The organism is Winslowiella sp. 2C04 (assembly GCF_050037805.1).
Classification (GTDB): Bacteria; Pseudomonadota; Gammaproteobacteria; order Enterobacterales; family Enterobacteriaceae; genus Erwinia; species Erwinia toletana_A.
The window spans coordinates 1,825,338-1,849,948 of the sequence record NZ_CP188300.1 but is presented as its reverse complement, the minus strand read 5'-3'; the positions used below and the strand labels follow the sequence as shown (position 1 = coordinate 1,849,948).

General features: G+C 52.0%; 21 protein-coding genes, 1 tRNA gene and 1 riboswitch. Of the genes, 12 read left to right on the top strand and 10 right to left on the bottom strand.

The genetic code is table 11. The features are described from left to right. Positions 1-618 precede the first annotated feature (618 nt). The 5 genes from ACP3TC_RS08145 (at position 619) to ACP3TC_RS08125 (ending at position 5,165) form a co-directional block, all read left to right on the top strand. On the top strand, positions 619-978 hold the full coding sequence (locus ACP3TC_RS08145) for a GtrA family protein (protein WP_426817985.1): 360 nt from the start codon (positions 619-621) through the stop codon (positions 976-978). Continuing rightward, the gene (locus ACP3TC_RS08140; RefSeq protein WP_426817984.1) at positions 975-1,898 is read left to right on the top strand and encodes a glycosyltransferase family 2 protein; all 924 of its coding nucleotides are present in this window, start codon (positions 975-977) and stop codon (positions 1,896-1,898) included. The genes ACP3TC_RS08145 and ACP3TC_RS08140 overlap by 4 nt, the downstream gene beginning before the upstream one ends. Beyond that, positions 1,891-3,282: a glucosyltransferase domain-containing protein gene (locus ACP3TC_RS08135; protein ID WP_426817983.1), complete on the top strand. Its 1,392-nt coding sequence runs from the start codon at positions 1,891-1,893 to the stop codon at positions 3,280-3,282. Before ACP3TC_RS08140 ends, ACP3TC_RS08135 begins: the two co-directional genes overlap by 8 nt. A 909-nt stretch (positions 3,283-4,191) precedes the next feature. After that, positions 4,192-4,989, top strand: coding sequence for a DgsA anti-repressor MtfA (gene mtfA / locus ACP3TC_RS08130; RefSeq protein ID WP_313852595.1), 798 nt, complete (start codon positions 4,192-4,194; stop codon positions 4,987-4,989). A gap of 100 nt (positions 4,990-5,089) precedes the next feature. Further along, positions 5,090-5,165, top strand: a tRNA-Asn gene (locus ACP3TC_RS08125). 202 nt (positions 5,166-5,367) lie between these two features. Here ACP3TC_RS08125 and ACP3TC_RS08120 read toward each other — a convergent pair. Continuing rightward, a complete protein-coding gene (locus tag ACP3TC_RS08120) occupies positions 5,368-6,054 on the bottom strand; it encodes a lipopolysaccharide core heptose(II) kinase RfaY (RefSeq protein WP_426817982.1) in 687 nt (228 codons plus the stop codon). A gap of 326 nt (positions 6,055-6,380) precedes the next feature. Beyond that, positions 6,381-6,483: riboswitch (TPP riboswitch) on the top strand. A 51-nt stretch (positions 6,484-6,534) separates the two neighbouring features. Between ACP3TC_RS08120 and ACP3TC_RS08115 the strand changes: the two genes are divergently transcribed. From ACP3TC_RS08115 to ACP3TC_RS08100, 4 genes are read left to right on the top strand one after another with little or no spacing between them, the layout of a single operon-like run. Continuing rightward, positions 6,535-7,236 (top strand): TenA family protein, encoded by a 702-nt coding sequence (locus ACP3TC_RS08115; RefSeq protein WP_313852597.1) that lies wholly within the window; start codon positions 6,535-6,537, stop codon positions 7,234-7,236. Further along, positions 7,233-7,973 (top strand): ABC transporter ATP-binding protein, encoded by a 741-nt coding sequence (locus ACP3TC_RS08110; protein WP_426817981.1) that lies wholly within the window; start codon positions 7,233-7,235, stop codon positions 7,971-7,973. The genes ACP3TC_RS08115 and ACP3TC_RS08110 overlap by 4 nt, the downstream gene beginning before the upstream one ends. Beyond that, on the top strand, positions 7,970-8,713 hold the full coding sequence (locus ACP3TC_RS08105; RefSeq protein WP_426817980.1) for an ABC transporter permease: 744 nt from the start codon (positions 7,970-7,972) through the stop codon (positions 8,711-8,713). Before ACP3TC_RS08110 ends, ACP3TC_RS08105 begins: the two co-directional genes overlap by 4 nt. Before the next feature lie 11 nt (positions 8,714-8,724). After that, entirely contained in the window at positions 8,725-9,657 is a 933-nt protein-coding gene (locus ACP3TC_RS08100) for an ABC transporter substrate-binding protein (RefSeq protein WP_390902378.1), read from the top strand. A gap of 35 nt (positions 9,658-9,692) precedes the next feature. On the opposite strand, the gene ACP3TC_RS08095 is transcribed toward ACP3TC_RS08100, so the two are convergent. Next, positions 9,693-10,742, bottom strand: a complete 1,050-nt coding sequence (locus ACP3TC_RS08095) for an NAD(P)-dependent alcohol dehydrogenase (RefSeq protein ID WP_426817979.1) — start codon at positions 10,740-10,742, stop codon at positions 9,693-9,695. A gap of 129 nt (positions 10,743-10,871) precedes the next feature. Between ACP3TC_RS08095 and ACP3TC_RS08090 the strand changes: the two genes are divergently transcribed. Next, the gene (locus ACP3TC_RS08090) at positions 10,872-11,258 is read left to right on the top strand and encodes a winged helix-turn-helix transcriptional regulator (RefSeq protein WP_313852602.1); all 387 of its coding nucleotides are present in this window, start codon (positions 10,872-10,874) and stop codon (positions 11,256-11,258) included. A 42-nt stretch (positions 11,259-11,300) separates the two neighbouring features. Here the strand turns inward: ACP3TC_RS08090 and fecA are convergent, their stop codons facing one another. The 3 genes from fecA to fecI form a co-directional block, all read right to left on the bottom strand. After that, the gene (fecA, locus tag ACP3TC_RS08085) at positions 11,301-13,664 is read right to left on the bottom strand and encodes a TonB-dependent Fe(3+) dicitrate receptor FecA (protein WP_426817978.1); all 2,364 of its coding nucleotides are present in this window, start codon (positions 13,662-13,664) and stop codon (positions 11,301-11,303) included. Between the two features lie 109 nt (positions 13,665-13,773). Beyond that, positions 13,774-14,739, bottom strand: coding sequence for a ferric citrate uptake sigma factor regulator FecR (gene fecR / locus ACP3TC_RS08080; RefSeq protein ID WP_426817977.1), 966 nt, complete (start codon positions 14,737-14,739; stop codon positions 13,774-13,776). A gap of 4 nt (positions 14,740-14,743) precedes the next feature. Then, a complete protein-coding gene (gene fecI, locus ACP3TC_RS08075; protein WP_313852604.1) occupies positions 14,744-15,262 on the bottom strand; it encodes a ferric citrate uptake sigma factor FecI in 519 nt (172 codons plus the stop codon). 150 nt (positions 15,263-15,412) lie between these two features. Here fecI and ACP3TC_RS08070 point away from each other — a divergent pair, with 150 nt between their 5' ends. Then, positions 15,413-16,855 (top strand): AMP nucleosidase, encoded by a 1,443-nt coding sequence (locus ACP3TC_RS08070; protein WP_426817976.1) that lies wholly within the window; start codon positions 15,413-15,415, stop codon positions 16,853-16,855. Between the two features lie 55 nt (positions 16,856-16,910). Here the strand turns inward: ACP3TC_RS08070 and ACP3TC_RS08065 are convergent, their stop codons facing one another. Next, on the bottom strand, positions 16,911-19,082 hold the full coding sequence (locus ACP3TC_RS08065; protein WP_313852606.1) for a TonB-dependent siderophore receptor: 2,172 nt from the start codon (positions 19,080-19,082) through the stop codon (positions 16,911-16,913). Positions 19,083-19,292: 210 nt separating this feature from the next. Here ACP3TC_RS08065 and fes point away from each other — a divergent pair, with 210 nt between their 5' ends. Continuing rightward, the gene (fes, locus tag ACP3TC_RS08060) at positions 19,293-20,621 is read left to right on the top strand and encodes an enterochelin esterase (RefSeq protein WP_426817975.1); all 1,329 of its coding nucleotides are present in this window, start codon (positions 19,293-19,295) and stop codon (positions 20,619-20,621) included. Positions 20,622-20,643: 22 nt separating this feature from the next. Here fes and ACP3TC_RS08055 read toward each other — a convergent pair whose 3' ends face one another. From ACP3TC_RS08055 to fepB, 4 genes are read right to left on the bottom strand one after another with little or no spacing between them, the layout of a single operon-like run. After that, on the bottom strand, positions 20,644-21,459 hold the full coding sequence (locus ACP3TC_RS08055) for an ABC transporter ATP-binding protein (protein ID WP_313852608.1): 816 nt from the start codon (positions 21,457-21,459) through the stop codon (positions 20,644-20,646). Positions 21,460-21,461: 2 nt separating this feature from the next. Next, positions 21,462-22,496, bottom strand: coding sequence for an iron-enterobactin ABC transporter permease (fepG, locus tag ACP3TC_RS08050; protein WP_426817974.1), 1,035 nt, complete (start codon positions 22,494-22,496; stop codon positions 21,462-21,464). Between the two features lie 10 nt (positions 22,497-22,506). Further along, the gene (gene fepD, locus ACP3TC_RS08045) at positions 22,507-23,502 is read right to left on the bottom strand and encodes a Fe(3+)-siderophore ABC transporter permease (RefSeq protein ID WP_426817973.1); all 996 of its coding nucleotides are present in this window, start codon (positions 23,500-23,502) and stop codon (positions 22,507-22,509) included. Next, a complete protein-coding gene (fepB, locus tag ACP3TC_RS08040; protein ID WP_426817972.1) occupies positions 23,489-24,496 on the bottom strand; it encodes a Fe2+-enterobactin ABC transporter substrate-binding protein in 1,008 nt (335 codons plus the stop codon). Before fepB ends, fepD begins: the two co-directional genes overlap by 14 nt. Positions 24,497-24,611 lie beyond the last annotated feature (115 nt).

Below are 24,611 nucleotides of genomic sequence, written 5' to 3'. Positions count from 1 at the left end.
ATTCCGGGCCCCCGAACGCTTCACCGTACGTTGTAATCAGACTCCGCCCCATAATTTTTCCCTAATTGGCACTCACTAAATGAATCGTAATCAACCATGTTTTAGATTTTCGGTGTCACGCTGCGGTCAATGACAGGTTTAAAGGTGATAGAAATCCCACAGTTAACTCACATTTGGGTTAAACAGCATGAATGCCAAGTCGTCACCTACCTCATTGGATATGTCCTTGAACTGGTCGACGTGGTGCTCTATCCCGCGGTCAGCCTCCGCCAGCGTCCAGTGCAGTGCAGTGCAGTCCAATCCAGTTGACCTTAGCCAGTTCTGCCGCGAAGTCTCTTATAATCACCGTACACTCGGGATAATTTTGACGGCTGAGCGGTAACCACGTCGGTTTCGTTTCGTCTTGACATGATTTGTCAACCTAATAAACACTGTATTTAAATACAGGGTTATTGTTCAAGAGGATTGATCAATCGATTGAGGTAGAGGTTTTGGTGGCGCGTTAAAATTTGCTGGAATTAAGTTTTTACGTTCAGATTCTGACAATTCATTACGAAGCCTTGCCATTGACTTAACGTAATGCCAAGATCGGACAACTCTCATTAGAACAACGATTTTATGCTCAAAACATTTAAGAAATACGTTTCAGTCGGCGTCATAAATACATGCATTCACTGGGCCATCTTCGCCATGATGGTTTACTGTGGGGCAGCTCAAGCGCTGGCTAACTTTAGTGCATTTTGTGTCGCTGTAACTTTCTCTTTTTTTGCTAATGCACGATGGACGTTTAACTCTGAAACAACCACCATGCGATACATGATCTACGTGTTATTTATGGGCTCTCTCGCATCCGTGATCGGATGGGTTGCCGATATGTGCGAGCTTTCTCCTGTTATCACATTGATCTTTTTCTCTGCTATCAGCCTGATATGCGGATTTGTATATTCTAAATTTATAGTTTTCAAGGATGTAAAATGAAGGTCTCACTGGTTGTCCCCGTCTTTAACGAAGAGGATGCAATACCTATTTTTTATCGAACAGTAAGAGAATTTGAAGGCTTAAAGCAGCATGAAGTTGAAATAGTCTTCATCAACGATGGCAGCGTAGACGCTACAGAATCGATTATTAATGCTCTTACAGTTTCTGACCCGCTTATAGTGCCATTATCCTTCACGCGCAACTTTGGTAAAGAGCCAGCGCTGTTTGCTGGGCTTGAGCGCGCAACCGGCGATGCCGTAATTCCTATCGACGTTGACTTACAAGACCCGATAGAAGTTATCCCCCTCCTCATTGAGCGCTGGCAGGAAGGCGCTGATGTAGTTCTGGCTAAAAGAACAGACCGCAGCACTGACGGACATATAAAACGCAAAACTGCCGAATGGTTCTATCGTCTTCACAATAAAATTAGCAATCCGCAAATCGAAGAAAACGTTGGCGATTTCCGACTGATGTCACGGGAGGTTGTCGATCACATAAGACAAATGCCAGAACGTAATCTATTCATGAAAGGAATACTCTCATGGGTTGGTGGCAAAGTTGATGTGGTCGAGTATTCCCGGGCAGAGCGCGTAGCAGGGACAACGAAGTTTAATGGCTGGAAATTATGGAATCTTGCTCTTGAAGGCATTACAAGCTTTTCAACTATACCGCTCCGCATATGGACTTACATTGGACTCGTAGTAGCTGGAATTTCTTTTCTGTACGGCGCCTGGATGATTATAGGTACTCTAGCATTCGGTAACCCTGTTCGCGGATATCCATCTCTTCTGGTATCGATTTTGTTTCTTGGTGGGATTCAACTTATCGGTATAGGTGTATTGGGAGAATATATTGGCAGGATTTATATAGAGGTCAAGAGACGTCCTCGTTTTTTATTGAAAGGTGGAAAGGATGATTAACGTTAATGGCAATTTAAAGATAACATTCATTATATTGATGATGTTACTTTTATATTTCCCACTCATAATCAATGACATCCCATTTAGAGATGACCTGAGTAGAGAGTATTGGGGATTTGTTGGACTAACTAATCTTGGCAGGCCCTCAGCTGACATTATCTATAAAATTCTGGGCTTTGGTTTCGAGGGGGTTAACTTAAGCCCACTACCAAAGCTGATATCCTTAATCCTGCTATGCATATCATCTATAATTCTTTATGTTAAGCTTTTTGATACTAAAGGCTGGATTGGAGCAGTTACTTGCGCACTTGTTTTCGCAAACCCTTTTTCTTTGCAAAACTTTGCTTATCAATATGATAGCATGCCTATGGCACTTGCAGTCTTCCTAGCAACAGCATCAGTTGCGTTTACTCTCAAAAATAGATTGTTGAGCTTTGCGCTCACTACAATATGTCTTTTTTTGTCACTGACACTTTACCAGTCCAGCATCATTATTGCAGCTTGCATATATTGCTGTATTATAATAAAAGATATTTTACATGATATAACATTAAGGGTTATTCTTAAACGCTCAGCCTTGATATTACTCTCTGCAATGGTATCCTGTGCTTCTTATTATTTATTAGTGGTAGCAAAAAGTGAAGCTATCAGCTCAAGGGGAAGTATCGGAAGTTTAGATGAGATAAAAAGGAACATTATATTTCTCCATGATAAATTTAGCGACCTTTATCATGGTTTAGGATGGTTATTTATAGCTATAACATTATTGGTTGTATTTTCGCTAATTTCAACCTTTATAAAAGTGAGTCGCGCCAAATCTGTTTTTATACTTATAATTATTCTTTTATCTTACGTTTTATGTTTGTTCCCATCAGTTTTACTGAAGGAGGGATTTGCTGGGCCAAGAGTTCTTATGTCTTTTGGTGTTTTCATGATGATTATAGCAATAATCATTAACAATCGATTTACTTCACCAATATACTGCATTCCAATGGCCATTCTTTTAGTGCACTCGATAGTCATATCATATGCATTTTCAGGAAACTTACAATCACAACAAGAAAGATATAGAACCATTTCCAGTTTAGTTATAAATAAAACTCAATCTGAAGAGTTCGTAAACTACAAAAGAATATATATTTTATGTTCCTCGACCCCTTCCCAAAAAGAAGAAATATTTAAAAGTTTTAATTCCTTTATCGACTGGCTTAATCCAGAGGCGCCTTGGGCGATCAGATTTTTCATTCGTAACTCAGGAGAAAAAAGGATAGTTCATGATTGGAGCAATTGTGGATCTCTGCCAACTGATGGGATAAAGGATAGTGAGAACAGCTTCTATCGAGTTGTGAAAAAAGATAAAGATTTATATTTCATAATGAAATAAAAAAGGCGGGAACCCTCCCGCCATAATAAATTCACACACCTAACAACTCAAGCCCTACAGAGCTTTACCAGTTGAAGAACACCCTAATCTTTTTATAAGGCGGTGAAAGTATTTACAACTCCTACACTTGACAAAAAATATATATTTTTCAGATGACTTTTCAGTAGCCGAATTTAATCCAGAATAATACGTGTAATTGATGAATGTCCATAGTGAAACATCAAACCAGGATGATGAAATAGCATGAGGTATTATTCAGACAAAACAAAGGGAAATAAAATAACTGATTTTTTCACATTTTTATTCTGACTTTGACTTAGCTACTTTTTCAAGCGATGTAGGGATGTATTACTCATAAACATCCTTAGACTACACACGGATGAGTGCAATGAAAAGCGCTGGATTAAAGTCGAGAAATCTATATCAGTCCAGACACACATCCGCGTGGTGGATATTGTCCGCTGGGGCAAATCCTTATTTTATCGCTGCATAGACGGGCCGTAGCAGCCTACAGATGCTTTATCAGGTTTATTATGACAGGGTAATGCTGAAGAACTGGAATTAATTAACGCTAAATTATCGCAACATGCTCCACTCCTGCCCACAGAATTTACTCGTCACGATAACTAAATCCACATTCAATATCTTAAAATGGGTTACAAACCCTTATGACATGTAACTCACTCTTGTTGCAACTTATGTAAACCCTTTAGATAAAACGAGATTATTATCAAGTTATAGCAGTTGATTATGCTGATGACACCCCGGCATAATCATCCAGAGCGATAAGATATTCCTGTGACTGACATTGCGGCGTGAATCACAGACATTTCTTGCAGTAAGTGATTGAATGTCAGAGGGTATTGTAAGAGCCGGCGATGCAGGCGGGCAACCACAGTGAGATGCGCAATGATTAAATGGCCGTGGAAAGGAAACGCAGAGCAACAACAACTTTCATCGCTACCCTGGCAGGAAGCGCTGTCTGTACCGCTTTTTTCGTCGCTAAACCCGGCCGAGCAGCAGGCGCTGACGACGATGGCTCAACGCTTTCTGCAGCAAAAACGCCTGGTGCCACTGCAAGATTTTGCGCTTAACGATCTACGCAGCGCGCGCATCGCCTTACTGTTCTGCCTGCCGGTATTGAATCTCGGTCTGGAATGGCTGGATGGCTTTCACGAAGTGATGATCTATCCTTCGCCCTTTGTGGTCGACGACGAGTGGCAGGATGATTTCGGCCTGGTTCACAGCGAACGCACGGTGCAATCGGGTCAGAGCTGGCAACAGGGCCCGGTGGTGCTTAACTGGCTGGATATTCAGGACTCTTTCGATGTTTCCGGCTTTAACCTGATTGTGCATGAAGTGGCGCATAAACTGGACTCCCGTGGCAGCGGCCATGCCAACGGCGTACCGGCAATTTCCTTACGCAGCGTTGCGGCCTGGGAGAAAGATCTGCATGCGGCGATGAACGCAATACAGGATGAAATCGATCTGGTCGGTGAAAATGCGACGACTATTGATGCCTACGCGGCCAGTGACCCGGCGGAATGCTTTGCGGTGCTTTCGGAGTACTTCTTCAGTGCACCTGAATTATTACACCATCGTTTTCCTGCACTTTATCAGCGTTTCAGTCAGTTTTATCTGCAGGATCCGCTTAGCCGCATCGATAACTGGCAGCAGCAAGATGACAACAGCGAAACTGCTCACTAAGCGGCCGCTTTGCTGTAAACGTAGCCAGTTGAAAGCTAGACTGTTTTTTGCTGTTGACACACTGTCGGCCAGTCGCTAATATTCGCCCCGTTCCAACAATTCCTCTGTAGTTCAGTCGGTAGAACGGCGGACTGTTAATCCGTATGTCACTGGTTCAAGTCCAGTCAGGGGAGCCATATTTGAGAAGCCCGCTCAGGGAAACCTGAGCGGGCTTTTTGCTTGCTGGTTTTCACAATAGTAATGGGTTGCAAGCGTGTCACAGGTAATCGATGACGTAACTCAGAATGAACTGACGTTGATGATTTCGCTATCCAATCACCAACGCAGGAATACCCACTGCCTTACAACTTCGCATTAATAGCTTAAGCCGGGATAAAATCACTTCCCTCTTAAGCGACGGGATAATTTTTTTAATTTTTCTTTTGTCGAGATCAAATGAAAAACCACGCCTTTACCAGAAAAGTTTATACCATACTTATTTCTGAGAGTGTAAATGTCGTTTGCCTGGCAAATCTTCAGACTTCCTTTGAAGGATAAATCGATAACTTTTATTTCATCATTTCTGGTTTGAATAAAATTCTCCGGATGAATGTCATTGGATGCCAGACCAACCTGATGCAGGTCAGTAATGCATTGCTTCACACGGTAAGAATTTTCTCGGTCAATAGCTTTCAGCGGAGTGCCCTCAATGTATTCATACAGAGCATAGACGTCTACGCATTGTCTGAACTTCACTTTCTCGGCCACGTAATAGAGTTGTGGAGTGCAGGCACGCTGGTCTTTCCTCAGGCTGTACAGCTTCTTCATCAATCTTGAATAGAAAGAACCAAATATAATACTCTGAATCCTTTTCTCCAGGCGCAAATCTATTTCTTTGTCATTTTTTAAGATGAATTTTTTCGAGTTAAACTCAATTAGTTCCACAGTACGAAGCTCATGACCGCTATTGAGTCTTGCCCCCTGAATTTCATTATTAAAGTACTTGTGCATCAACGCACTGATATCCATGTTCGATTCATTTATATAAATCGAGTATCCGTTTACTTTTCGTTTAGATATGGGCATTGCTTTACCTGTATATCATGCTAAACCCTCTTCTCCCGCCGAATATTCATACAAATATCTGCGCAGATGTGGTTTTTCACATCACGTTGCTGTGTTTTGAGTTGGGCTGAATTTAAATAAAGAGTAGCTGATGAGGTCATTATTGTTGAACATTTGATGCTTAATTATTCGGTATTAATGAATCAGGTATTTCCGCTTTCTTAATCGCAGAGTCATTGACGGTTTCTTAAGCTCTGCCTGACACAATACGTTATGCGGTAAGCAAAAGCAGATCTGGCGAACAGAACACCCGGCGATTGTAATCAAAAAATAAATATCGTATAACAAGCGACTCCGAGGGGTGTCCTGTAATGGGCTGAGATGGCGTAAGCCGAACCCTTTGAACCTGATCTGGGTCATGCCAGCGAAGGGACGGGTTGGTAGTCTGCACTTGCCATTCAGCTCATCGCGCCCGGATCTCCACACACTTTTGGAGGTCCCATGTTAACCACCATGTTCGATACCGGTCTCTACGGACGACTGCGCCAGCAGGCAGGCAGCCACTGGCAGAACTATGTTGCACATCCCTTTATCCAGCAACTGGCCGTCGGTACGCTGGACCAGAGCGCTTTTCGTCGCTATCTGACGCAGGATTATCTGTTTCTGATCCACTTCGCCCGCGCTTACGCCCTGCTGGTATACAAAATGCGCACCCTGCCCGATATTCGCGCCGCCAGCGCATCTCTGAATGCCATCGTGTCGGAGTTGCCGCTACACGTCGGCTATTGCGCTGAATGGGGTCTTCGCGAAGCAGAAATGGCCGCACAACCCGAAGCGATGGAAACCATCAATTACACCCGCTATGTGCTGGATATCGGCCAGTCTGGCGATGCGCTTGAGCTGCTGGTGGCGCTGATGCCCTGCGTTGCGGGTTATGCCGAAATTGGTCTGCGTCTGTTGGACGATCCGAAGACGGTAATGGAGGGAAATCCTTATGCCCGCTGGATGCAAAACTATGGTGATAGCGACTATCTGGCGGGAGTACAGCGCGCGCTTGATCTGCTGGAGCGCACTGGTCAACAGCGTGGTGCGGCAAGCCGCTTCAGTAGTTTATCGACTATCTTTACCACCGCGACCCAGCTTGAAGCAGCATTCTGGCAAATGGGGCTAAATGCAACGGCAGATCGGGTTAATACGCGATGAAAACATCCGTTCCCGCGCCACCCGGTATTCAGGTGCGCAACCTGTCGCTACATTTTGGCCAGCAGCTGATTTTCAATTCGCTCAGTTTTGATATCGACAGCGGCAGTTTTGTTGCCTTGCTCGGCCCCAGCGGCGTGGGTAAAACCAGCCTGTTGAGGATTATTGCCGGGCTGGCACAACAAAGCTCCGGTACGGTCTGCGGCAGCGACGGGCAACCGCTGACCGGCCGTATTGCATGGATGGGTCAGCAGGATCTGCTCTATCCATGGCTGACGGTAAGTGAAAATATTGCGCTGGCCGCGCGCCTGCGCGGTGAAAAAGTCGACTCGGCCTGGGTCGACTTTCTGCTGGAACGTGTCGGACTGGCCGGAAAGCAGGCTCTGTTGCCAGCCGCACTGTCGGGCGGCATGCGTCAGCGGGTTGCCATCGCCCGTACGCTGTATCAACGTCAGCCGATTGTGCTGATGGATGAACCCTTTTCTGCTCTCGATACCCTTACCCGCGCCAAAATCCAGGCACTGGCGGCTGAACTGCTGGCCGATCATACCGTGCTGCTGATTACTCACGATCCGATGGAGGCCTGTCGTCTCAGCCACCGTCTGATGACGCTTTCCGGCCAGCCGGCGCAGATTGACACTACGCTGATGATTGCCGGAACGCCGCCGCGCGCGCCCGACGATCCTCACCTGTTGCACAGCCAGGGAAAATTATTACAGCAACTGGTCAGAGAAGCATGAAGGGGCTGACGGTTTTCGCCGGTTTTATTCTGCTGTGGTGGCTGATCACTTTTACTGATATCCCCGCCTTTCTGCTGCCATCACCGCTGGCGGTTGCGCTGGCGCTGTGGAACGGCCACGCTTTTTTACTGCACCACACGCTGATTACCGCGGCAGAAATGCTAAGCGGCCTGCTGCTGGGCGTTCTGCTTGGCGCAATGCTGGCACTGGCGATGACTTTTTCTTCGTGGCTGCAACGCTGGCTGATGCCGGTGGTGGTGATCAGCCAGGCAATACCGGTGTTTGCGCTGGCCCCGCTACTGGTGCTGTGGTTCGGCTTTGGCATTAGCGCCAAAGTGGCGATGGCGGTACTGGTGATCTTCTTTCCGGTGGTCTCAACCTTCTTCGACGGCCTGCGCCAGGTGAATAACGATTATCTCGACCTCGCTCGCACCATGGGCGCGTCACGCTGGGCGCAGCTGCGCCATGTGCGGCTGATGGCTGCACTACCGGCTTTTGGCTCCGGGCTACGCATGGCGGCGGCCGTCGCGCCGATCGGCGCAATTATTGGTGAATGGGTCGGATCGGCGGAAGGTCTGGGCTATCTGATGCTGAATGCCAATGCGCGCATGCAAACCGATCTCTGTTTTGCTGCACTGTTTATCCTGGTGGTAATGACCGTCTCGCTGTGGAAAACGGTGGATATCCTGATTCGTCGCCTGATTCGCTGGGCGCCAGAAAATCTTTCACAATCAAAATAAAAGGCCCCGTGATGAAAAAAAGCTTATTTGCGCTGATGCTCAGCGCCGTGATGGCAACTCAAGCCACTGCTGCTGAGAAAATTACGCTGGTACTCGACTGGTATATCAATCCCGATCACGCGCCGATTATCGTCGCTGAGCAAATGGGTGCCTTCAAACAACACGGGCTGGAAGTCAGAATTGTGCCGCCTTCCGACCCGGCGCTGCCGCCGCGGCTGGTCGCGGCCGGACAAGCCGATCTCGCCATTACTTACCAGCCACAGCTGCATTTTTTCGCCGATCAGGGTTTACCGTTAGTGCGCGTCGGCACCTTAATCAACACGCCGCTGAATACCTTGATTACGCTGGATAAAAGCATCAGTACGCCGGGAGATTTGAAAGGGAAGAAAGTGGGTTTCTCCGTCAGCGGTATCGAAGAAGCCACCGTTGCCACCATGCTGCGCCATGAAAAACTCAAGGCGGATGAGATTAAATTGATCAATGTTAATTTCCAGCTGACCAGCGCGTTAATGGCAGGCCAGGTTGATGCGATTATTGGCGGTTATCGCAATATTGAAGCGCTGGAACTGGCGCTACATGGAAAAGAACCGGTGGTGTTTAATGTCGAGGATTATGGCGTTCCGGCTTACGACGAGCTGATTATTGTTGCCAATAAAAACGCTGTTAATCAGCCAAAAATCAAAAAATTCCTCGCGGCACTGAAGCAAGGTAATGAATACCTGCAAGCGCATCCCGAGGAGAGCTGGAACCATTTCGCCGCCAGCCACGCAGAACTGAATACCGAACTGAACCGGCTGGCATGGCAAAAAACTTTGCCGCTGTTTGCCAGCGATCCGGCAACGCTCGACAGCGCGCGCTACCAGGCCTATGAGCAGTTTTTGTTTGATAATAAACTGATCAAAAAAATCACCCCGGTTAGCGAATATGCGATTGAACTGAAGTGAGATTAAGCCGGGGAAAAATCCCCGGCTTCGCCAACTTACCAGTCGGTTTTATTGATATCGATGACAAAACGGTACTTTACGTCGCCTTTCAGCATGCGGGCGAAGGCATCTTCAATCTGATTGCCGTTAATCAGTTCAATATCCGCAGTGATATTGTGCTGACCGCAGAAATCCAGCACTTCCTGCGTTTCGCGGATACTGCCGATTGAGGTTCCGCTGATACTCAGACGGCGGAACACCATTGGCGTAACGTCCGGTGACGGATGGCGGCCGTCCGGAATTCCCACCAGCACCAGGTGACCGTTAGTTTTAAGCGTACTCAGGTAAGCATCCAGATCGTGTGGCGCCGCCACGCAATCGAGAATCAGATCCAGCTTGTTTGCCGCTTCGGCCATCTGCTGCGCATCGGTCGATACCACCACGGATTTCGCGCCCAGACGCAACGCGTCCTCACCTTTCCGTGGAGAAGTGGTAAATAGCGTAACCTCAGCCCCTAACGCGCTGGCCAGTTTTACCGCCATATGCCCCAGACCACCGAGTCCAACCACGCCAACTTTATCACCCGCTTTGACCTGCCAGTGACGCAGCGGTGACCAGACGGTGACACCAGCACACAGCAGCGGAGCCACGCCGCTCAGCTCAAGATTTTCCGGTACTGAAACCACGAACTTGCTGTCGACCACGATACCTTCCGCGTAACCCCCCCAGGTGGTGCCGCCGGTATAGCGATCTTTGCCATTATAGGTTGGAGTAAAACCTGCTTCGCAATACTGCTCTTCCGCGCCAGCGCAGGCCGCGCAGTGGCCACAGGAGTCTACCATCACGCCAACGCCGACCAGATCGCCCGCCTTAAAGCGGCTGACGCGATCACCGGTTTCCCGCACCCGACCAACAATCTCATGGCCCGGCAGCATCGGATACTGGCTCACGCCCCACTCATTGCGCGCCAGATGCAGATCTGAATGGCAGACGCCACAGTAAAGAATGTCGATGCGAACGTCATCAGGTTGAACTTCACGCGCGTCAACGACAGCCGGCGCCAGCGGTAAATGCGCCGCGCTGGCAACAATGCCTTTAATTTTCATAGGACCATCCAGATTGTGTAGGTTGCAGCTGTTTTCACAGGCCATGCCTGAGGGCGGCCACTATAGACAAGTGGGGTTAATATTGGTAGTAGTTACCCTTTTGGGACATAGATACCAAAAGGTGACCATATGCCAGTAATTGTTGATGGCAAAATGAAGTTTTACGCTGATTCCGAACCGCGTCGTTTAATGGAGTTATTCTCGGTGAAGTGGACCACCATGGTGATCCATGCGCTTTATCACTGGCCGGGTGGAAAGTGTCGCACTGGCGAACTGCAACGCAGTCTTGATGGTATCTCGAAGAAAATGCTGGTGCAGTCGTTACGGGAAGTCGAGCGGCGTGGGCTGGTACAACGCCATGTGTTCAGTGTCGTGCCGCCCAAAGTAGAGTATCAGTTAACTGAACTGGGCAGAGTGTTCGCCGAACCGATCGAACTGATGTACCAATGGGGACTGGAAAATAAGGCGGCGCTGGATGCGATGGAAGCGGCTTGTCAGCAAAATCAGGGATTGTAGCGGCGACGGGCATCGTTTTGACGCTGCCCGTCGCCTGAAGCGTTATTTGAATTTCAGCTCGCCCTGCATATAGAAGGTGCGCGGCTGACCGGCATAAATGCCCTTATTGTTATCGTCATACGCGCGGGTAAAGTACTGATGATCGAAGAGATTTTTCACGCCAACTGCCAGATTAAGATTGGCCATTTGCGGGCCAAAGTTGTAGCCAGCACGGGCGCCCCACAGCATAAAGCCCGGAATGCGACCGGTACTGCCGTCGGCACTCTCTTCGACGGTATTTAGGTTGTCGGCAAACTGGCCTGACTGGTATTCACTGTTGAGGTTAAAGGTCCAGCTACCCGGCGTGTAATCCAGCCCGAGAATGCCCTTATGCCTCGGTGAGAACGGCACCTGTTTACCTCTCGTTTCACCGCTTTCGCGAATGACTGCGTTGACGTAAGCGTAACTGGCATAGGCTGAGAAATTATCCAGCGCCGGAGAGAGCTGTGACAGATCATAACGCAGTTGACTCTCCAGTCCGGAGTGCCGGGTCTTGCCGCGAGCGGTTACGCTGTCGGTCACCTGATTCGAATCATACTGATTATCAAAGTTAATCAGGAACAGGCCAACTTCCGCCTGCACACCACCATTATCAAATCGGGTACCCAGTTCCCAGGTGCGCGCTTTTTCCGGCTCGATATTACCGCTGTTTACCGCTTTACCAATCTGGCTGTATTGCACCGTACCAAATGAACCTTCGGTATTGGCATAGAGATTCCAGGCATCATTCAGATGATAAACCACATTCAACGCTGGCAGCGGTGCGTTGTAGCTGATCTCCTGTTTGGTATTTTTGATGTAATTGTTCTGATACGACTGAATATGCTCGTAGCGTATGCCCGGCGTCACCGTCCAGTTGCCGATATCAATACGGTCATCAACGTACCAGGCGTGCGCCTGCGTGCCGGACTGGGTATCACGATCGTACGGACTGCTGCTGGACGGCAGCTGTCCGCTGCTGGCTAAGCTGGTGTAGCGCAACTCATGGGTGGATTCACTGACGTAACGATAGCCGACGCCGACTTCATGTGCAGACGCACCCCAGTTGAAACTCTGGCTGTAGCGAGGTTCAATGCCGCGCACCCAATACTCACGCGGAGACAGCGTGAGATTTTTACCCTGATCGAGATAGCCACTGCGCAGCGTGTAAGTATAGAAACTCTGAATATTGAATTTATGCTGCTGGTCTGGCTGGAACTGATAGCCGAGGCTGGCCAACTGACGGCGTCCCCAGAACTCATCGTAAGGACGCGTCGACTGAAAACGGTCAGCATTATAACTGGCGCGCGACAAACCGCCCGGCATTTGCGCCCGGCCTTCGTAGTATTGCAACAGGCTATTGAAGCTGTGAACCTCATTTGGCGCATAGCGGGTTTTCAGCATCACATCGTCAATTTTGGTCGAGCTGTGTTCACGCCAGTCGCTACCGCGCTTGCCGGAATAGAGTAAGGCCGCGCCGAAGCCATTATCCGCCGTGCCGCCGACCATCAGATTGCCGCTGCCTTTGGGGTGGTTCTGGCTGGAGGACGGGGACATTAATCCTGTCATTCCGGCTTCAATACCAAATTCTTCCGGAATGGCGCGGGTAACGAAGTTCACTACCCCACCGACGCTCTGTGGCCCATAACGCACCGCACCGCCGCCGCGTACCACATCCACCGCCTCCATATTGCCAAGTGAAACCGGTGCCAGCGAAAGTTGCGGCTGGCCGTACGGAGCAAACGGCACCGGAATACCATCCATCAGCACGGTAGAGCGGCTGGCGAGGCGCGGGTTAAGGCCACGAATACCGAAGTTCATCGCCATATCATGGCTGCCGGTACCGTTATTTTCCGGTGCATTGACGCCGGGGATACGATTCAGCGCTTCACGCGCAGTGGTCGCGCCAGTTTTAGCAAAATCTGCGCGACGAACCACATCACGTGCGCCAGCATGCTCGAACACATCGTCTTCACGTGCATCTGCCAGCCAGTCGCCGACCACCGTTAAAGTCTCAGCCGCGGATGATTCCGTTGCTAACGGGGCCAGGGTAAAACTATTATTACCCAGTGATTTCGCCTGCAAGCCACTGCCTGCCAGCAGGGTATCCAGACCCTCATTAAGGCTGTAATTACCCTGCAGACCGCCGCTCTGCTTGCCGCGCGTCAGCGAAGCGTCTACCGAGAAGTTAATACCGCTCTGGGTGGCAAACTGATTTAACGCCTGGTCAAGATTTCCGGCGCTAATATGATAAGCAGCCTGCTGCGGTGCCGCGACGACCAGCGCAGGCGTCAGCAACACTGCCGGAACCAGCGCACAGTGAATAGCGATTGTCAGAGGTGTTGTATTACGAAAAGCGCGGATCATCCGTGCGCGTGAACTGGACATACCATCTCCAAATTGAGTTATTTTTTTGCTGTATTACTCAGGAGTCGGATGAGAATTAAAAAGGGACAACCGGTCAGAGGTTTTTTTTAATGTTTCAGGAAAAAACGTTTCAGGCCGTGACCACTTTGATCCAGTAACGCGTCATCGACTGAATTTTAATCGGCAGCGTCTGAGCCAGAATGGTTAACAACCGGTCGGTGTCATTCAGCAGAAAAGTGCCGCTGACACGCAGGTCGGCGACCGAATCGTCACAGCTCAGATGACCATGACGGTAACGGGCAACCTCGGTCAGCACCTCGGCCAGCCGCCAGTCGCTGACGCTTAACAGCCCGCGGGTCCAGCTGCTGCTGACTGCCGGTTCAATCCGGCTAAAATCGTGCTGACTAAAGCTTAGCGTTTGTCCGGCCCTGACGATCATCGTCGATTCAGGACGAGCCTGCAGCCGCACTTCTACCGCATGCCGAATCACCGACAGCTGAGTGCTGTCGCCATTTTCGCGCACCACAAATTCGGTGCCCAGCGCGCGCAGCATGCCCTGCGCGGTTTCTACCAGGAATGGACGCGGATGCGTCTGCGTATCAGCGGCGGTAGTAATGCTGATCTCCCCCTGAAGCAGGTGAATAAGTCGTTGCTGCGCGTCGAAACGAATATTCGCTGCACTGGCGGTATTCAGCATCAGCTGCGAACCCTCACTCAGGCGCAGCGTTTTAATCTCACCGGTGGCGGTACGAGTATCGGCGCGTAGCCCCTGTCCGGCTGGCGACTGCCACAATTGCCAGCTGCCGCCGACGCCGAGCAGCAGCAACAGACTTTTTAATACCCGGCGACGGCTAATCTCTGACTGCTGGCGCGCATGATTCAGCGTCTGGTAGCTTAAGCTGGCTGGCATAGCGTGCAGTTTTCCCTGCAATGCCTCTACCCGCTGCCATGCCCAGCGATGATCTTCATGCTGCTGATACCAGTGCTGCCATTTCTGGCTTTGCTGCGCTGAAACCTCTCCGGCGCACAGCGTGGCAAACCATTGCGCCGCTATTTTCAGCGCCAGCCGTTGATGCTCGCTAATTGAAGACGTCATGGCTTCAGGGATGCTCCAGGCTGAACAGCAGGCAGTGTTCGGTCGCCTTCGCCATGTATTTCTTCACCGAGCTGACGGAAACCTGCAACCGCACGGCAATCACCGGATAGGTCAGCCCTTCCAGTTGCGACAGCAAAAATGCCTGACGCACCTTGGTTCCCAGCCCGTCGAGCATCGCATCGATTTGTTGCAGAGTTTCCAGCAGGCACTGGCGCTGTTCCGGTGACGGTACATGCTCTTCCGGCAGCTGCGCCAGCATATCAATCCAGGCTCGCTCCAGCGCATTGCGGCGAAAGAAATCCACCATCACCCTGCGGGCAACGGTACAGAGAAAGGGTTTCGGCTCGCGGATTTGCTGTACGCTGTCACCAGCAAGAATGCGCATAAAGGTATCCTGCGCCAAATCATCGGCATCAAAACCTGAACCCAATTTGAACTCAAGCCAGTTTTTCAGCCAGCGATGATGCGAGCTGTATAAGCTCTCAAAAGCACGGGACGACGAGGCGGCAGCAAGTGTGGACATAGCAAGTTGGATCACCTGACCAGAGAAGGACAGTCGGATGATAGTTGATAATGGTTATCATTACAATATAGCGTTCAGTTTGCTGACGCGCCAAATGCTGAGCCTAAAACACAGTGATATACTCACGGAAAAAGCGCACAAGGAGAGGTTATGAACGGTCTGACGGTTACAGAAGCACTGGATAAACTGGAAGCGATGTACGATGCCGCGGTCACTGCGCTGCGTGATGCCATTACCACTTACATTGCCGACGGTACGCTGCCAGATGCCGCGCAACGCGCCGCTGGCCTGTTTGTTTACCCACAAATTCGCGTCAGCTGGGAAGGCAGCTCCGCCGATCATCGCTTATCACGCGCCTTTGGTCGCTTTACTCGCCCAGGCTGTTACACCACCAGCATCACCCGCCCGGCGCTGTTTCGTGCTTACCTGCAGGAACAGCTGGAGATGCTGAGCGGCGAATATCCGGTGACTCTTGAAGTGCAGCCATCGCAGCAGGAAATTCCGTTTCCCTATGTGATTGATGGTTCAGGGCTGGTGCTCGATCGCAGCATGAGCGCCGGTATCGCCCGACATTTTCCGACCACTGAACTGTCACAGATTGGCGATGAAAATGCCGATGGCACCTTCCACCCTTCCGATACTTTACCGCTGTCCCATTTTGATGCACTGCGAAGTGATTTCTCCCTTGCGCGCCTCAAACACTATACCGGCACGCCGGTCGAGCACTTTCAGTCCTGGGTGCTGTTTACTAATTACACCCGTTATGTCGATGAGTTTGTGCGCTGGGCCTGTGAACAGATTACCGATCCTGACTCACCGTATCAGGCGCTCTCCTGCGCCGGAAATATTGTTATCACCGCAGAGACCCGCGATCCGCAGCAGAGCATTTCCGATCTGGCATGGAAAAATCATCAGATGCCCGCCTGGCATCTGATTGCCGAACAGGGTCAGGGAATTACGCTGGTCAATATCGGCGTTGGCCCGTCGAATGCCAAGACCATTTGCGACCATCTGGCGGTATTACGACCGCATGCCTGGCTGATGATCGGCCACTGTGGCGGCCTGCGTGAAAGCCAGACCATTGGCGACTATGTGCTGGCGCACGCCTATCTGCGCGACGATCACGTGCTGGATGCGGTACTGCCGCCGGATATTCCGATTCCCAGTATTGCTGAAGTCCAGCGTGCGTTGTTTGACGCGACCAAAATGGTCAGCGCCATGCCGGGCGAAGAGGTAAAACAGCGGTTGCGTACCGGTACGGTGGTCACCACCGACGATCGCAACTGGGAATTGCGCTATTCGGCGTCGGCGCTGCGCTTTAACCTCAGCCGTGCGGTAGCGGTAGATATGGAAAGCGCCACTATTGCAGCGCAGGGTTATCGCTTTCGCGTGCCTTATGGCACGCTGCTGTGCGTTTCAGATAAACCGTTGCACGGTGAAATCAAACTGCCCGGCCAGGCCAACCGATTTTACGAGGGCGCGATCTCGGAACATCTGCAAATCGGTATTTGTGCGATCGATCTGCTGCGTGCCGAAGGCGATCGTCTGCATTCGCGTAAACTGCGAACCTTTAACGAACCACCGTTCCGTTAAGATGTCGGGAGTCGCAGGCGGCTCCCGACAATTTACCCGGCGCAAACTGCCGTCATTACCAGCTGTAGCTTGCCGATGCGACAATACTGCGACCGCTGCCGTAGAAGCAGGCCGAGGTATTACTACAGGATGCGACGTAATGTTTATCGCTGAGGTTATTCACATTCAGCTGTAATGTGGTGCCCTTCAACGCTGGCGAGAGCGCGCCTAACTGATACTTTGCCATCGCGTCATACAGCGTGTAATGCGCCACCTTAAATCCACCTTCGGAGTCACCCGGAGTCGTGCCGGTGTAGCGCACGCCGGTTCCCAGCGTCAGCCCGTTCAACACACCATCCAGGAAACTATAGCTGCCCCAGGCCGACGCCGCATGACGTGGAATTGAAGCAATCGCCTGCCCTTCCTGCTGGCGATTACTGCTCGATTTCGTCACCGCATCGGTATACGTATAAGCTGCCATCAGCGCGATTTCAGGCGTCAGCTGACTGTGCAGCTCGGTTTCAACACCCTGCGATTTCACCTTGCCAATTTGCTCGAAATAACCGATTTCGCTGTTGTACTGGCTGATATTTTTCTGCGTGAGATCAAATGCGGTGACGGTCAGCATCGTGTCGTAGCCCTGAGGCTGGAACTTCACACCGACTTCCGTCTGCTCGCCGGTGGTTGGCGCAAACGGATCGCTGCCGGGCGCACCAACCGTCAGGTTAGGTTCAAACGAGGTGCTGTAGCTGATATACGGCGACAGACCATTATCAAACGCATACAACAGTCCGGCACGTCCAGTCAGCTTGCTGTCATTTTGCTGTTGGCTGGAATTATCGGTACGATCCTGGGTACGCACTTCTGACCAGTCATTACGGCCCGACAGCAGCAGATTCCACTGATTCCACTCCAGCTGGTCCTGTAAATAAACACCGAGCTGATCGAGTTTTTTACGGCTGCTGCTGGCAAGGCTAAACTGACTTTCATCAATGCTGATACGCGTGGGCCTGGCCCAGTCAAGATTGTATTTATCGCTGCTGTCGCGCCACAACTTACTGTCGATATCACTCCACTTATAGTCCAGACCGGCCAGTAGCGTATGCTTCACCGCGCCGCTATCAAACAGCGCTTTTAACTGGTTATCGATACCCAGTTCTTTTGACTCAATTTTATCATGCTGTGGACGACGACCTATGGTCGTCGGTGCGCCGCTGATTCCGCTGGTGAACACCAGATATCTGTAAGATTCGCTCATGCTGCTAAAACGGAAATTCTGCTGGAATGACAGCGCCTCATTGATGTTATGCTCGAAAATATAACCAATTGAGGTTTGTTCACGCTTTGCCTGATTGAAGCCCGGATCGCTGACATTAAAGTCATAAGGAATATAGCTGCCATTGCCCGGCACCACCGTACCGACATACGGCAGGAAATTGCGATAACCGGCCTTTGGCTCATTGATATAACTGGTCAGCAGCGTGAAGCTGGTATCCTCATTCGGTAACCAGGTCATCGCCGGAGCAATCGCCATCCGCTGCTGTTTGTTATCTTTAACGAACTCATGACGGGTACTGGCGATACCATTCAACCGATAAAACAGCGTGTAGTCATCATTCAGCGCACCACCGAAATCAAACGCCGCTTCAGCCAAATGCTGATTACCACTGCTGAACTGTACTTTGTGAATACTTTCTGCTGTCGGGCGCTTGCTGGTCATGCTGATCAGCCCACCGGGATTGACCTGGCCATACAGCACCGAAGCCGGGCCGTGCACCATCTCTACCCGCTCCAGTAACCAGGGGTCGATCTGCCCGGCAGCGCCCTGCTGACCGGATAATCCGTAGCTCAGTCCATCAAGAAACTTCGGCGCATAGCGAAAGCCACGGCTGATCACTTCATCATTACGATTAGAGTTGCCACGGTAGTTAGTCAGCACGCCGCTGGTATAGCTCAGTGCATCCGCTACCGACGGTGCTGCCTGATCGTCCATCTGCTGTCGCGTAATCACTGAAATTGACTGCGGCGTTTTTCTCAGTGCCGTCGGCACTTTGGTGCCGGAAGCACTCTCTTTCGCCACGATACCGGTTAGCGGTGCAGTCACACTCTCCCCGCTCTCCGCCGTAACGGTCAGGGTGTTTTCGCTGGCTGCCATCGCTTGCGTCAGAGGCATAACCAGCAAGGTTGACGTCAGCAATACTCTGATAGCCGGTTCTTTGACTGGCTGTTTTTTATTGATGTCGGACATGAAGGTGATCCCTGTCAGCACTGCCTGATAAAAATACCCAGTTTTATTGATAACCCCTTGCCATAGAGGGAAAATATCCGCTCAGTTGAGGTCGGCGCCGATGCTATTGCAAATGAAAATAATTCTCAATGACATTTGCATTAGTAGTTCTTAAGATAGAGGTTATCAACGACTTGTCAGGTTCTTTGACGCACGATAACGGAGGAAAAGGTGAGTATTAATCCGAAAAAATCACTGGCCGGGCAGCAGCCCGAGGGCACAGCCGCGGGCTTTTTAACTGCGGCGGATGCCGGCCAGCCGCAGTGGTGGCAAAAATTATCGCAACTGGGCACACCGCTAATTGAACCGGCAGGTAACAATCAAGTAAAAATGAACTATTTCTGGCGCGATCCAGCCGGAACAGAACAGCACTCCGCCATCGTACGGGTCTATATTGATATCAATGGCATAACCGACCATCACAGTCGCGAGCCGCAAAGCTTACAACGGCTGGCCGGAACCGACATCTGGCACGGATCAGCCACGGTTGATGCGCGCTGGCGCGGCAGTTACAGCCTGATACCGATCGTTACCAGCCAACTGCCGCCTGTTTTCAGCCGCGACGATAGTATCGCCAGCCAACAGCAGCGCGAATGGTGGATATCCTTGTTTCCACTGGCGATTGCCGACCCGCTTAATCCGCTGCGCAATCATTTTAACAGCCGTCGCCAGCCGCTCTCTGCCGCACATATGCCCGACGCTCCGCGACAAAGCGGCTGGCTGGCGTGGGATCACAATCGTGAAGCACCGATCGATTACGATCGCCTGCAGCAATTTAACTGGCTAAGCACGCTGCTCGATAATCAGCGCCGCATCTGGTTGTATACCAGCGGTGATACCTCACAGCCTGCTACGCGACCGCTGGTAATTTTGCTCGACGGGCAAAACTGGGCACAAAATATCCCGCTGTTTTCGGTGCTGGAACAGCAGACTGCCGCAGGCCTGCTACCCGCGGCCTGCTGGGTATTTATCGATGTGATTGATATGGACCACCGTGAGCAGGAATTACCCTGTAACCAACAGTTCTGGCAGGCAATCCAGCAGGAGTTGCTGCCGGAGGTCAGGCGGCGGGAGGATTTCAGCGATGACCCACAACGCACGGTCGTAGCCGGTCAAAGCTACGGCGGTCTGGCAGCGATGTATGCGGGTCTGCACTGGCCGCAACGCTTTGGTCGGGTGCTCAGCCAGTCGGGATCGTTCTGGTGGCCGGAGGTGAAATTTATCACTCAACCGGCGCAACGCGGCAGTTACCAGCCTGGCTGGCTGATTGGACAGGTCGCAGAGAATTATGTGGCAGAAGCCCCACTGACCATTTTCCTCGAGTATGGCGACCGCGAAGAGACAATCGGCTTTGTAAACCAGCAAATGCTGCAAGCATTAAGCGCCACCGGACATCGTATTATACAGCGCGAATTTATCGGCGGTCATGACTCACTCTGCTGGCGCGGCGGCCTGCTGGATGGACTCCAGCTGTTGCTGAGAGAAGATCGGGCGAAGTAGCCATCTTTCCCCCACCTCCCGGTCAGACGGGCGAAGGGCAGTGAAAACGTCCGCAGGGAATAATCAGCGGCGTATGTGAGACCGGATCGTCGATGATGATGCAGGCCATGCCGAACACTCGCTCCACCAGTTCAGCGCTGACGATCTCTGCCGGTTTGCCCTGCGCGACGATCTCGCCGCTGTGCATCACAATTAAGTGGTCAGCATAACGGCAGGCCTGATTCAGATCGTGCAGTACCGCAATCAGCGTCTGGCCTGATTGCTGATTCAGCTCACGAAACAGATCCAGCAGCTCGATTTGATGAGCAATATCCAGCCAGGTGGTGGGTTCATCCAGCAACAGCAGCGGTGTCTGCTGCGCCAGCACCATCGCCACCCAGGCCCGCTGCCGCTGGCCGCCTGACAGCTCATCCACGCTGCGTTCCGCCAACCTTTCCACACTGGTGGCGCGCATTGCCATATTTACCGCCTGCCGATCCGCTTCACTCCACTGCTTTAGCAGGCTCTGATGCGGATAACGACCGCGCGCCACCAGCTCCGCCACGCTAATCCCTTCCGGCACGATGGCATGTTGCGGCAGCAGACCAAGCTGACGCGCCAGCGCTTTGGTCCCCAACTGATGAATATCTTTGCCATCAAGCAGCACCCGGCCTGCCCGTGGCTTCAGCAGACGACAGAGCGCACGCAACAGCGTCGACTTGCCGCAGGCGTTAGGGCCGATAATTACCGTAAACTGATTATCGGGAATAGTGACACTCAGCTCGCTGGCTATCACTTTTTGTTCATACGCCAGCGTCAGTTGCGCGGCCTGCAAACGGCTGTTAGCCAAAGGTTTCATATTTAGCGACGGGCCTCACGAATCAGCAACCAAATCAGATACAGTCCACCAATACTGACGGTCACCGCTCCTGTCGGCAGCTGCACGCCGTCGAAGCTGTGTTGTGCCGTCAGGTCGGCAGCCAAAAGTAACAGTGCGCCAGTAGTAGCAGCGGTAAACAGCGGTATCGAACTGGCGCGCGTCAGGCGACGGGCAATTTGCGGCGCGGCCAGTGCAATAAAGGAGATCGGTCCGGTGCTGGCGGTTGCTACCGCGGTCAGAATAATGCCAGACAGCATTAGCCACAGGCGGCTGACTTCGATATTCACTCCCAGCGCACGCGCACTGTCATCGCCCATTTCCATCAGCTGCATCTGCTTACCGATCATCAGCACCGCCAGCAGCGTAACGGGAATGCAAATCAGCGCCGGTTGCGCTTTTGCCCAGGTCATGCCGTTTAACGAACCCGCTCCCCACAGCGCGGCATTCATGGCGCTCTCCAGCGAGCCGGTAACGATCAGCCAGGTGTTAAACGCCGACAGCAGCGCAGCGACCCCGAGACCAACAATAATCAGACGGAATCCAGCGATGCCGTCGCGCCACGCCAGCAGATAAACCAGCGCGGCAGCCGCGATACCGCCTACCAGTGCACCGCTGGCAATTTGATAGTAACTGCCGTTCAGCAGGATAATTGTTACCAGCGCACCGGTATAAGCGCCGGTATTGAAGCCCACCACATCCGGGCTACCGAGCGGATTACGAATTACCGACTGAAAAATCGCTCCACTCACGCCCAGACCTGCGCCCAGCAACAGCGCCATCACAATGCGCGGCGCGCGCCATTGAGTCACCACGGTCACCAAACCGCGTGCGCCCTCCCCGTGCAGCGCCTGCCACACCTGTAGCGGCGACAGATGTAAGCTACCGTAGCACAGCGCAAATCCCGCCAACAGTAACGCCATCGTTAACAGTACGCCATTGATCAGCAGCACGCGTAACGACATTTTGGTATTGATCAAGCCGCAGGCATTGCCCAACTGCAGTGTTCTGGCTGGCACCCGGTTCTCCTTAATGTTTACGCTGTCGCACCAGCCAAATCAGCACCGGTGCGCCAATAAAGGCAGTGACTATCGATACCCGTAGCTCGCCCGGCACCAGCAGACGACCGACGATATCCGCCAGCAGCAGCAGTATTGGCGCCATCAGCAGTGAAGCAGCCAGCACCCAGCGTTGATCTGAACCAACCCACCAACGGGCCACGTGCGGCACCATCAGGCCGACAAAGCCAATCGGCCCGACCAGCGCGGTGGCAGAACCACACAGCAGCATCACTGCCAGTACCGCCAGCAGGCGCACCAGCAGCACCTGCGTACCCAGTGCCGCCGCCATCTCTTCGCCCATACTCAGGCTGTTGAGCGCCCGCGCCGACAGCAGCGCCAGCAGACAGCCGCCGATTATTGCCGGAGCAACAAAAGCCATATTGCTTAATGAACGGATATCCAGCGTTCCGGCTTGCCAGATACGCATCTGATCGAAGGTTTGCGGATTCAGCAGCGCCAGCGAGGAGGTCATACCGGCCAGTACCGCGCTGAGCGCGACGCCGGCTAAGGTCAGCCGCACCGGATTAACGCGCCCGCTAGCGAAAGAACCAATCAGCCAGACGGCAACACTGGCTATCAGCGCCCCGCTCCACGCCAGGCTCAGCCATCCCAGTATGCCGCTGACACCAAACAGACTGATGCCGACCGCAATAGCAAAACCGGCCCCGGCATTGACTCCCAAAATTCCCGGGTCGGCCAGCGGATTGCGGGTTAGCGCCTGTATTATCGCCCCGGCCCCGCCCAGCGCCACACCGGCCAAAATCCCGGCGAGAGTCCGTGGCAGTCGCGACTGCATTACGATCACGCTATTTGCATTGTCCAGCTGGCCACTCAGACTGTGCCAGACATCCAGCGGCGCGATAGTTTTCGCGCCCACCAGTAAGCTCAGCAAGCTAATGACAATAAGTAACAGCAGCAGGCCGCCTAAAATCGTCAGCTGACGGCGCGTGCTACGGGTGGACAAAATGTCGCTCGATGCTGTTTAACATATTGCTGGCACTGTAATAATCGAGACGAAACGTATCCGGCCCCATGGCGTATACCCGTTGCTGCTGTATCGCGTCCAGATGCTGCAGGAATGGATTAGCGCTGACTTCTTGTACCGTATGGTCGTCAGCGGAGAACAACAACAGCGTGTTGCCATTTAGTCCACTGGCCATATTTTCCCCGGACAGCTGGATAATATCGTTACGTTTTCCCATGCTGGTTTGCGGAGTGACGGTGTCGGGCAGCGTGGCAAGGGTAAAGCCTAACTGCGCTAATAATTTTCCCTGCGCAGAAGCAGCGGTCCACAGATTGAGGCCCCGGCCATCCTGGTAGTAAACCAGTGCTGACACCGGCTGCGGCGGCAGAATAATAGCCTGTTTTATTGCCGCAACTCGCTGAGTGAAGCCGTCAATCCGGCGCTGGGCCTCAGCTTCATGACCGGTGCCCTTCCCCAATAGCTGCGCCAGCTGTTGCCAGCTTTTATCGCCGTAATCAATCACCAGCGTTGGGGCAATGGTTGAGAGCTGATCGTAGAGTTTCAGCGCCGAGTCACCGCCGGTGGCGGCAATCACGATGAGATCCGGCTCTTCAGCAGCCACCGCTTCCGCGTTGGGTTCGGTGATATAGAGAGTTTTCAGATGACGCGATCTGGCTTCCTCACTCCACTGGGTGAAAAAACCCTGCTCATCAGACACCGTGCTGTTACGGCTGGTAGCACCGGAAGCGATAACTGGCGCATCAATTGCCAGCAGCGTACCGGTCAGCGTCACGCTGGTTGAGACAATGCGCTGCGGCGGATGCTCCAGCGTCACCGGCCCTCTGGCAGTATCCAGCGTGCGCGGCCAGTCGGTTTGCGCGGCGTCTGACGTCACAGATGGCGAGGAATCCGTCGGGCTGAAATCACAGCCAGACAAAGTAAACAGCAACGGCAAGGCTAACCACCGCGAGATTCTGGATAACGACGTTTTCATTTATTAGCAAAATTTATGTAAATACGTATCATTATCATACCGATAATCAGCCTCAATGGAAACGTGTTTACCGCCCTCAGCGGTCTGACCGGAAGTTATGCAAGCGAACTCAGCG

Excerpts from the sequence above, each read along its gene's own strand:
- ACP3TC_RS08145 (WP_426817985.1), top strand. The coding sequence starts at position 619 with ATGCTCAAAACATTTAAGAAATACGTTTCAGTCGGCGTCATAAATACA.
- ACP3TC_RS08140 (WP_426817984.1), top strand. The coding sequence starts at position 975 with ATGAAGGTCTCACTGGTTGTCCCCGTCTTTAACGAAGAGGATGCAATA.
- ACP3TC_RS08135 (WP_426817983.1), top strand. The coding sequence starts at position 1,891 with ATGATTAACGTTAATGGCAATTTAAAGATAACATTCATTATATTGATG.
- mtfA (WP_313852595.1), top strand. The coding sequence starts at position 4,192 with ATGATTAAATGGCCGTGGAAAGGAAACGCAGAGCAACAACAACTTTCA.
- ACP3TC_RS08120 (WP_426817982.1), bottom strand. The coding sequence starts at position 6,054 with ATGCCCATATCTAAACGAAAAGTAAACGGATACTCGATTTATATAAAT.
- ACP3TC_RS08115 (WP_313852597.1), top strand. The coding sequence starts at position 6,535 with ATGTTAACCACCATGTTCGATACCGGTCTCTACGGACGACTGCGCCAG.
- ACP3TC_RS08110 (WP_426817981.1), top strand. The coding sequence starts at position 7,233 with ATGAAAACATCCGTTCCCGCGCCACCCGGTATTCAGGTGCGCAACCTG.
- ACP3TC_RS08105 (WP_426817980.1), top strand. The coding sequence starts at position 7,970 with ATGAAGGGGCTGACGGTTTTCGCCGGTTTTATTCTGCTGTGGTGGCTG.
- ACP3TC_RS08100 (WP_390902378.1), top strand. The coding sequence starts at position 8,725 with ATGAAAAAAAGCTTATTTGCGCTGATGCTCAGCGCCGTGATGGCAACT.
- ACP3TC_RS08095 (WP_426817979.1), bottom strand. The coding sequence starts at position 10,742 with ATGAAAATTAAAGGCATTGTTGCCAGCGCGGCGCATTTACCGCTGGCG.
- ACP3TC_RS08090 (WP_313852602.1), top strand. The coding sequence starts at position 10,872 with ATGCCAGTAATTGTTGATGGCAAAATGAAGTTTTACGCTGATTCCGAA.
- fecA (WP_426817978.1), bottom strand. The coding sequence starts at position 13,664 with ATGTCCAGTTCACGCGCACGGATGATCCGCGCTTTTCGTAATACAACA.
- fecR (WP_426817977.1), bottom strand. The coding sequence starts at position 14,739 with ATGACGTCTTCAATTAGCGAGCATCAACGGCTGGCGCTGAAAATAGCG.
- fecI (WP_313852604.1), bottom strand. The coding sequence starts at position 15,262 with ATGTCCACACTTGCTGCCGCCTCGTCGTCCCGTGCTTTTGAGAGCTTA.
- ACP3TC_RS08070 (WP_426817976.1), top strand. The coding sequence starts at position 15,413 with ATGAACGGTCTGACGGTTACAGAAGCACTGGATAAACTGGAAGCGATG.
- ACP3TC_RS08065 (WP_313852606.1), bottom strand. The coding sequence starts at position 19,082 with ATGTCCGACATCAATAAAAAACAGCCAGTCAAAGAACCGGCTATCAGA.
- ACP3TC_RS08055 (WP_313852608.1), bottom strand. The coding sequence starts at position 21,459 with ATGAAACCTTTGGCTAACAGCCGTTTGCAGGCCGCGCAACTGACGCTG.
- fepB (WP_426817972.1), bottom strand. The coding sequence starts at position 24,496 with ATGAAAACGTCGTTATCCAGAATCTCGCGGTGGTTAGCCTTGCCGTTG.